We start from the raw sequence: 8,950 nt of genomic DNA on the forward strand, positions 1-8,950 counted from the left end.
AATCTGCATTCCCATAACAGAAAGGGGCAACACAAGATGAAAAAATATGATTATTTAATTGTAGGAGCCGGACTTTTTGGAGCTGTATTCGCTCACGAAGCTACTAAGAAGGGCAAGACCTGCCTGGTGATCGACAAGCGTGATCATATCGGCGGTAATATTTACACAGAGGAAGTAGAAGGCATCCAGGTCCACAAGTATGGCGCACATATTTTCCATACCTCTAAGAAGGAAATCTGGGACTATGTGAACCAGTTTACAGAATTTAACCACTTTGTAAATTCACCTATTGCTGTGTATAAGGATGAACTGTATAATCTTCCGTTTAATATGAATACATTCCACCAGCTCTGGGGAGTTCGGACTCCGGCAGAGGCGAAGGCGAAGATTCAGGAGCAGATCAGCCGCATGCACATCACACACCCGAAGAACCTGGAAGAGCAGGCGCTGGCGCTGGTGGGACAGGATGTGTATGAGAAGCTGGTAGAGGGCTATACCCGCAAGCAGTGGGGAAGAGAGTGTAAGGACCTTCCGTCCTTTATTATCAAGAGACTTCCTCTTCGTTATACCTATGATAATAACTATTTTAAGGATCCCTATCAGGGTATTCCGAAGGGCGGCTATACCCGCATTATCAAGAAGCTTCTGGAGGGTGTCCAGGTTTGCCTGAAGACGGATTTCTTTGCAAACAGAGAAGAGCTCACTGCACAGGCAGATAAGATCCTTTTTACCGGTATGATCGATGAATTTTACGATTACTGCTATGGTGAGCTGGAGTACCGTTCCCTGCGTTTTGAGACAGAAGTGCTTGATATGGGGAACTATCAGGGAAATGCGGTTGTGAACTATACCGATTATGAAGTGCCATATACCCGTATTATTGAGCATAAGCACTTCGAATTTGGGACACAGCCGAAGACTGTTATCACAAGAGAATATCCGGCAGCATGGGAGAAGGGAAAAGAGCCGTATTATCCCATTAATGATCCGAAGAATGACGAGCTCTTTGACAAGTATGAGCGCCGTGCATTAGAAGAGAAGAATGTACTCTTCGGCGGACGACTGGGCATGTACCGCTATATGGATATGGATAAAGTAATCGAGGAAGCTCTTAATATGGCTGAGACCGAGCTGACCTACGAAGAAGTATAAAGGAGAATACTATGGATACCCCGACTATTACACAATACTACAGAGAATCGGACCCGGCCAGACGTCTGGCACTTTTGAATATGTCAATTGAGGCAGGAGAGGAGCCGGAGCTGAATCAGATCCGCAGGGAGCTTTGGGACATCCGTTATCAGGATCCGTCTGAGCTTGGCGGTGATACCCGGGCTGACGGTTTGATCGCACTGTGGATGCTGATGGAGTTTAATAAGGACAGCGGCAAGCGCTTTATGGGAGTCCGCGGCGGACGTAAGGAGATCATGAAACAGCTGAATAAAATGAAATTCCAGGAAATCTGCGCCAAGGGTAAGGATTATGAAGAGCTTCTTTACAGGGAGTGCTGCCATATGGTGAAGACGTATATGGAGCTTAGTGAGTCTGATAAGGCTTATAACAGCACGCTGTTTGGAATTATGAAAATGAGCAGTGAGCGTGCCAAGGACAAGCTGAAAGCGGATATTTATGATACTGCCGTGGTGCTTCCGCAGACATTGAAGATGGAAGAAGAGCTTGGAATCGTCACCCGCGCCGCCCGGGAAATGTACGAACTGCATTTTCCAGGAGAGGGAAGCCTGGGAGCAGACAGATAACATGTCAGGCGAAAAAGCCTGACATGTATAAAAAGATATAAAATTATAAAGTCCTTAATACCGCAGCAGTCTCCGAATCTGGAGCTGGCTGCGGTATTTATTATGCAGCTCCAGTTCCAGCGCCTTCTCACATGCATCCAGAATCACATCATAATAGGTAAACTGATAAATATTACCTGCAATCTGTACACAATTATACCGCTGCAAAGAAATCCCAATCTGTTCCATGGAAAACTGGAAATCAAGCTTCGCCTGCAGCATACGCATTAAGGTAAAGGACACAAACCCAATCACAAAATGGGCATTGATCTTATCCGGTGTCCAGATGAAGGTAGCAGAGGAGTCATACTGGCTTTTGGAATCAAGGAAAATTTTCTCCATATGACGAAGTCCGCTGAAAAGACGATAAGGGGCAAGATTATCCACCTCCAGATTATCAGTAGCAATGGCAGTATATCCGTCCAGCTTCAATCCGGTACGCCTTCCGGAAGACTCCCTGGCAAGGCGCTGCTGTCTGGCCTGAAGCTCATGGTAGTATACAAATTGTTTTTCCCTATCCTCAAAAATCCGCTCTTTATAAAGAAGAGGGATAGTCTGATGCTTTTCATTCAGAATTTTCATTTCCTGATAACCATCCTTCAGTACCCAATCCTTAAATTCTGCATTCGCAGTATGTACCGGCAGACCATAAATATATCCGTCTGCTGGAACTCCATTGCAAATAAAAGGCTCCTCCTCCGGACGCACAGGTGCAGTATTATAAAAGCGGGTTCTGGGATTCTCTCTCTTTAATTGCTTTACGGCATTAAAAACAGACTGGTTCAACACAGTACCACTGGTAGACAGGTCATATGCAATGGGAATTCCATTTCTGTCCGTGAGAAGATCCAGGTGAAGGGTGGAATCTGTACGTTTGGCATTGGGCTGCGTGTCAGAGGGCATGCTTCCCGGAATGGAAAAATTATAGCTGGTGTGATCCAAAAAAGCAGAAGTGGTATCTCTGGAAAGGATGCTGCCGGAATGCTCATAAATCCACTTCTGCAGATCTTTTTGCAGTTTCACGATAACATGAAAGGCAGAATCCAGGTCTTCGTCTGAGATGCTTCCGGATTCTTCGAAGTAGATTCCTTTTTCAATAGCTTCATTCCAGGTGCAATTTGGGTAAAGCGCACGGGAAATGACCATATATCGGAAAAGTTCTTCTATATTATAGGAGAGAGATAGATTCCAGGTCCTGGTACGCCAGAAAATGTCCAGCTGAAGCTCCTTATAAAGGTATTTCAGAATGCCGTAGCCTACATTTTTCAGAGAGTGTTCTCCCGGTGAGAGAGCAGTAGTAAGGTCAACATATACCACAGAGTTCTTTTTGGCTTCTCGTTCCTGGTTCATATCAGCGACAACCTTCTCGAAATGGCTGATGGGATCCGGGTAATCCTTCTTTAAATCTTCCAGATATCCCAACCCCATAATGGTTTTCTGACGAGTGGCTTTCTTCTCTTTATCATAGTAGGATTCGGTGATGGCAAGGTAAGTTCCCTTTGCCTTAGGGGTCTTTTTGAGAAACATAGGGGTCCTCCTGTATGCTTTATCATTTGAAAATGAAGATGGTGCGTAATCCTTGTTTGCCAATTGTATAAGTGCATTGGTTTTCTGGCAGTTATTATACCACACGAAAGAATGTACATCAAGATACACCATGAGTAAATACGAAAATCGGAGCGAATATAGTTTAGAAAACAGGGCGTGAAATTGTGCAATATGCTGAAATTCAGACAGGGGAAAATGGAGTAAACATGTAGCTTTTTTGCCCTGTGAAAGCAGAAAAAATAAGAATTTGTGTGCTTTTTTCAATTAAAAGTCGAAAATAACTACAGTACACCAAAATACACATTATAAAAATACGAAAATGAAGACCGAATCGTGCCAGATTTCTTAGTGAAACGGCAGAAAACAGGGATTTTTCAGGTGATTATAAATTATTGCTCCTTTAAAATCAGTGTGATATGATGATGAAAATGGATTTTGGGCTACTTCTGCCTGCAAAACCACACTGAAAAAAGGAAAACCCGATCTTAAAAAGGAGGTTGTAACATGAAAAAGAATTCAAGGCTGAAATCGTTTTTTGCCATACTTTTGGCGGTATCTATGATATTCCAGCAGTCCAGTCTGACTGTTCTGGCAACAGACGATACCTACGTTGAGGACGCGACGGCAACACCGACTCCGTCTGAAAGCGAAGCAGAAGCATACGCAACAGAGGGAACGGAACCGGTTGCTGAGAAACAGGAAGAACCTCAGCAAATGCAGGAAACTCCTGCTGCGGAACAAGCTCAGGAGCCAACGGAAGCACCTGCCGAGCAGCCAACAGAAGCGCCAACAGAGCAGCCGACGGAAGCACCAGCAGAGCAGCCGACAGAAGCACCAGCAGAGCAGCCAACAGAGGCGCCTGCAGCAGCTCCGACAGAAACACCTGCAACAGAGCCTACAGCGGCACCAGCAGCAGAAGTGACGGAAGCTCCTGCAGCACCGGAAGCTACAGCAACACCAGCTGCCGAGGCAACTGCAACTCCGACACCGGAAGTCAGCGCGTCCCCAAGTGAGACACCGACTCCGACAGAAGCACCGAAGACTTCTTTCAGATACGAAGACAGTCGTGTAGTGATTACAGCAACAGCTCCGGAAGATGCAAACCTTCAACAGGATGCAGAAATCAAAGCTGACTACATCGCACCTGGCACCGATCGCTACAATGCAGCAGTAGCAGCATTCAACAGCCAGCTGAGCAGCCAGTTGGGACTGGACGCTGAGAATACGGAAGCTGAGTACGTACTTTACGATGTATATTTCCTGACCGCCGACGGAAGCAGAATTGAACCTGAAAGCGGAAATGTAAAAGTAGATATGAGCTTCAAGAAAATTCAGGAAAGCACCGTTGACGGCGACGTCGTAAATAAAAATGTTGTCCACCTGGACAATGATGGACAGGCCGAAGTTGTAACCGAATACGTAAACACAAACGCAGACGGCGAGATCACCTCTATGGGTTTTACGCAGGATAGTTTTTCAATTGTGGGTGGCGTGACGACTTATGATGTTGAAACATCTGGAGGCGAAGGAAACAGTGAAAATGCATTAAAGTTAGATGCTTATATTACTAATGTAATAATACAGGATGCTAACCAGCAGACTATTACATCTCTTACAGAGACGACTACAGAAAGTAAAAGAACTGAATCATTTAATTTAGTTGGATATTTTGGAAATATTCCAGTAGATGAACTTGAAAAGCATGGCTGGAAAGTGGAATATCAGATTCCTGAACAGGACAAAATTAAACTTGAAGAACCGACGTCTGGTACGATAAAAAATGGTAGTAACGAAGTTATTGGAAATTATAGAATAACAACCGACGGATTTGTCAGTATGGAATTTGATAAGGACAAATTAGGTCATGGAACAGCAGTTGGAGGCAATTTTACCTGTTGGGCATATTTAGATTGCACAGACATAACTACTACTGGAGATGTAACATTAAAGTTTAATGATAAGGTTGAAAATAATGTTACAATTCGCGTAATTAAAAAAGAACAGTTGGAAATAAAGAAAGTTGCTGAAGTACCTGTAGTAAATTATGAGAATAATGAGATTACGTATACATACACAGTTAAAGTGTCATCTCCTACAGGAACGGTAAAATCAATTGATTTTGTAGATAAACTGGAAAAATGGTCTTCAGACGCGAATCTTAGTTGGAGCAGTTTAACTATAGAATGTAATGATCCACTTGTTAGTGTAGCATCGGATTGTTTAACTATATCTACGGAAAATAAAACTATATCAGGAACATTGCCTTGTTTATCAGTAGGTGAATTTTATACTATTACGTATAAAATTACGGAAAAATTCAATGAACCAGTAAATGGCAAGTTTTCAGAGAATAATACTGCAAAAGCAAAGACGAATCCATCAGGAAAACTGGAGGATTTAATAGAAGTAGAAGCCAAAAGCAATCCGGAGGTTAATTATACAAGCAAAGATTATAAAGATGTTGTAGTTGATAAAAAAGGAACTGGAGTTCAAGGCGATGATGGAAAGATTACATGGACTTATACAGTAACAGTTTCTTCACCACATGGCACTGGGGATGAAATTGACTTTAAAGATCAATTAAAGAGTGATGCAAAAGGTACAAGTCGTAAGGTTAAATCAGATTCCTTGTCTGTTAAGAAAAAAACAAATACAGCACCTGATGGTATAAATGTTACGTCGGAAAATTATCTGAAGGTTTCAGGTGATGAATTGCTTAAAGCGGATTCCATTGCAGTGTCTGGAAAATTGCCAGCGCTTAATGCTGGTGAATCTTATGAAATTACGTATCAGGTAGAAGAAAGTGGATTTACCGAAAGCAATTTTACAGCAAATGGAAAAAATACAGCGTATGCCAAGGTAACTGAAAAAGTTAAAGATGAGCACTCATCAGAGCCGACAATTTATTATGGTATTCCTAATTTAAATAAAAATGGAAATTATGATGCTGAAAACAATAAGGTAAATTGGACTATTGAGGTAAATAATAATTTTGCTAGCCTTGAAGGATATGAAGTTAGTGATATATTATTACAAAATGACATTCAGCAGAATGCTGATATTATAGCAAAGGTTACGATTCAGAAAACTGGATGGCTGGATGTTAAGCTGGTAGATGATGTAAAGTTACCTATAAAATTTTATACTGATAGTAATGGAAAACCATGTATGGAAGATGCTGCCGGTAAGGTGACTGAATTATATACAATTAGAGATTTTATAAAAATTGAATATTCTACCATGGTACCAGATGATAATAATTATTATGTTAAATATAATAATACGGCTAATATTGAAAAAGGAGGGGAAAATAAAGGAGAATCCAAAAAAGATGTTGATGCCATTAAACCAATAGTAACAAAGGATGATGCTATTGTAACTGAGAATAAGGATTCTGATGCAGTTAATCTGGCATGGACAACTTCTATAACAATTCCTGCTGATGGAATAAAAGTGGGTTCTTATTTTGAAGATTATCTGGAAAACCCATGGAGCGGTTCTGAACCTAAATTAGGCAGTTGGTTTACAAAAGAACAATTAGATAGCATGACGGTAACAGGAATAAATAAGAGCGATTATATAATTACTTATATTCAAACTGAAAATAATGCGAATTATTTCAAGGGATTTAAAATTACATTTAATAAAGCAATTTCTTATTCTGAGGTGAAACAGATTAGTCTTAGTTATTCTTCAACTGGTTATGTAGGAAATTTAAAAGCTGGAGAGAAGAAAGAGTTTGTTAATGAGGCTAAATTTACGCAGGACGGAAAGCAAACGACAGATAAAGGAAAAGGATTATATTCTAAAGAGTCAACCGGTCCAAAAGTTGACAAGGAAAATTTAACAGAGGATGGTTCTGTAAAGGATGCATTTTATAGCTGTGATAATAGTAAAAAGATAAGAATATATTATCGTGTTGTAATTGATACAGAAAGTTTAACTGAGAATATTGTTTATGAGGATGTGTTTCCGAATTATGGTACATTAGTTACTTCAGACTGGAAATACGATGGGAAAGAATGCGACTCAAATAACTCAAGGAAGGGCATTATTGTTCGGTATCTATCGGATACTACAGAAGCTGATAATTTGCGAGGAGTATTTGGTAATTTAGGCTTTGATTATTATGCAGCGAGTAGAATGGATGTCACCGAATCAAAAACAGGATCTTTTACAATAACCGTTGATAAGGATGCTATTGGTATTCATAGTAATGGCAATTGGTTTGCTCCGTATGGCGAGAGACCTAAACTTGTACTTTATTATGCAATTGATTATGATCTGAACAGTGTGGGTCTTACTGATCGAAATGATTGTGTTATAACCAATAATGGTACCGTATCATCAGGCGGAAAAAGTGATTCTTCTTCTGCAACAGCGACTGTAGAAATGAGTAAAGTAAGTAAATCTTCTGCAGGCTATCATGATGATACTAATACAATTAGTTATGCTGTTACAATTAACCCTGCTGGTGAAGAGGTGCTGGACGGAAATAATTTGACTGTTACAGATACGTTAAATTATACAGATCATGTAAATGACATAAAGGGAATTTCTTTAATTCCAGGTTCTGCAAAACTTTATCGAAGAAATGCGGATGGATCTAAAGGAGAGGATATAACTCCTAATGGAGGATGGATTTCAGTAACAGATGCAAATGGAATTTGTACTTTAGTAGCAAGTGTTCCAGATAAAACTGCATGTATTTTGGAATATAAATATTTGTTTGAGTACAAAAATATTAGTCGAAAGGACTATTTGATTTCTAATACAGCAGTTGTTTCAGGAGAAGCAAATAAGAAATGGACATCCACAGTGTCTACTCAGCTGAAAGATCAGGGAAGCGATGTAATTGCAAACACAGAGAGTACAATGCTTACATTAGTAAAACGAGATTCTCAAAATGCTGCGCTTTTCTTAGAGGGAGCAGTTTACAAGCTGGAAAAATATAATGGAACTAAATGGGTAACAGTCGGTGAAAATTATACAACTGATAAAAATGGTGTTGTCCAGCTTGGGGAAGAGATTAACGGTAAAATTGTTATGAAATATAACTATGCATACCGTTTAACAGAAATTAAAGCGCCAAATAATTATAAATGTGCATCTGAACCAATTTATATTTACTTGAAAGAGGCAAGCAGTAGTGTATCATACAAACCAACAGGTTTTGATGAATCAAAAGCATTGGGAAGCAATGGTGGATATATTTATGTTTCAGACGAAAAGGATCTTACTGAAAAAATAAGTATTCCAGTAGAAAAGCGTTGGGATGATGCTAATAATAAAGAAGGATTCAGACCATCTAAAATTACAGTAGTATTAATAAAAAATGGAACGGAAACAAAGACGACGTTAGAACTTACTGCTGATAATGATTGGAAGGGTGAATTTAGTAAACTTGACAAATTTGATAGTGCCGGTGATTTAATTTCCTATGGAATTAAGGAAATTGAAGTGAATTATTATCCGAAACCTGATGTTACAGGAGATGCAACTAAGGGATTTGTAGTTACGAATAAACGTACACCAGAGATGGTAGACATTTCGGTAAGCAAGAGCTGGGACGACAGCAACAACCAGGACGGAAAACGAGTGGGAGA

Annotated in this window: 4 protein-coding genes; 3 read left to right on the plus strand and 1 reads right to left on the minus strand. The window is 40.2% G+C overall.

The window, feature by feature from the left end; all coding sequences use genetic code 11:
• Nucleotides 1-36 precede the first annotated feature (36 nt).
• A complete protein-coding gene (gene glf, locus LIZ66_RS15655) occupies nt 37-1,152 on the plus strand; it encodes a UDP-galactopyranose mutase (protein ID WP_148462337.1) in 1,116 nt (371 codons plus the stop codon).
• Between the two features lie 11 nt (nt 1,153-1,163).
• Nucleotides 1,164-1,757: a DUF6553 family protein gene (locus LIZ66_RS15660; RefSeq protein ID WP_118578660.1), complete on the plus strand. Its 594-nt coding sequence runs from the start codon at nt 1,164-1,166 to the stop codon at nt 1,755-1,757.
• A gap of 54 nt (nt 1,758-1,811) precedes the next feature.
• Here LIZ66_RS15660 and LIZ66_RS15665 read toward each other — a convergent pair whose 3' ends face one another.
• Nucleotides 1,812-3,323, minus strand: coding sequence for a hypothetical protein (locus LIZ66_RS15665; RefSeq protein WP_148462335.1), 1,512 nt, complete (start codon nt 3,321-3,323; stop codon nt 1,812-1,814).
• 525 nt (nt 3,324-3,848) lie between these two features.
• On the opposite strand from LIZ66_RS15665, the gene LIZ66_RS15670 reads away from it, so the two are divergent.
• Nucleotides 3,849-8,950 (plus strand): Cna B-type domain-containing protein (locus LIZ66_RS15670; protein ID WP_227227646.1); only part of this gene is annotated, 5,102 nt, incomplete at its 3' end.

The organism is Blautia faecis (assembly GCF_020554845.1).
GTDB lineage: Bacteria > Bacillota > Clostridia > Lachnospirales > Lachnospiraceae > Blautia_A > Blautia_A faecis.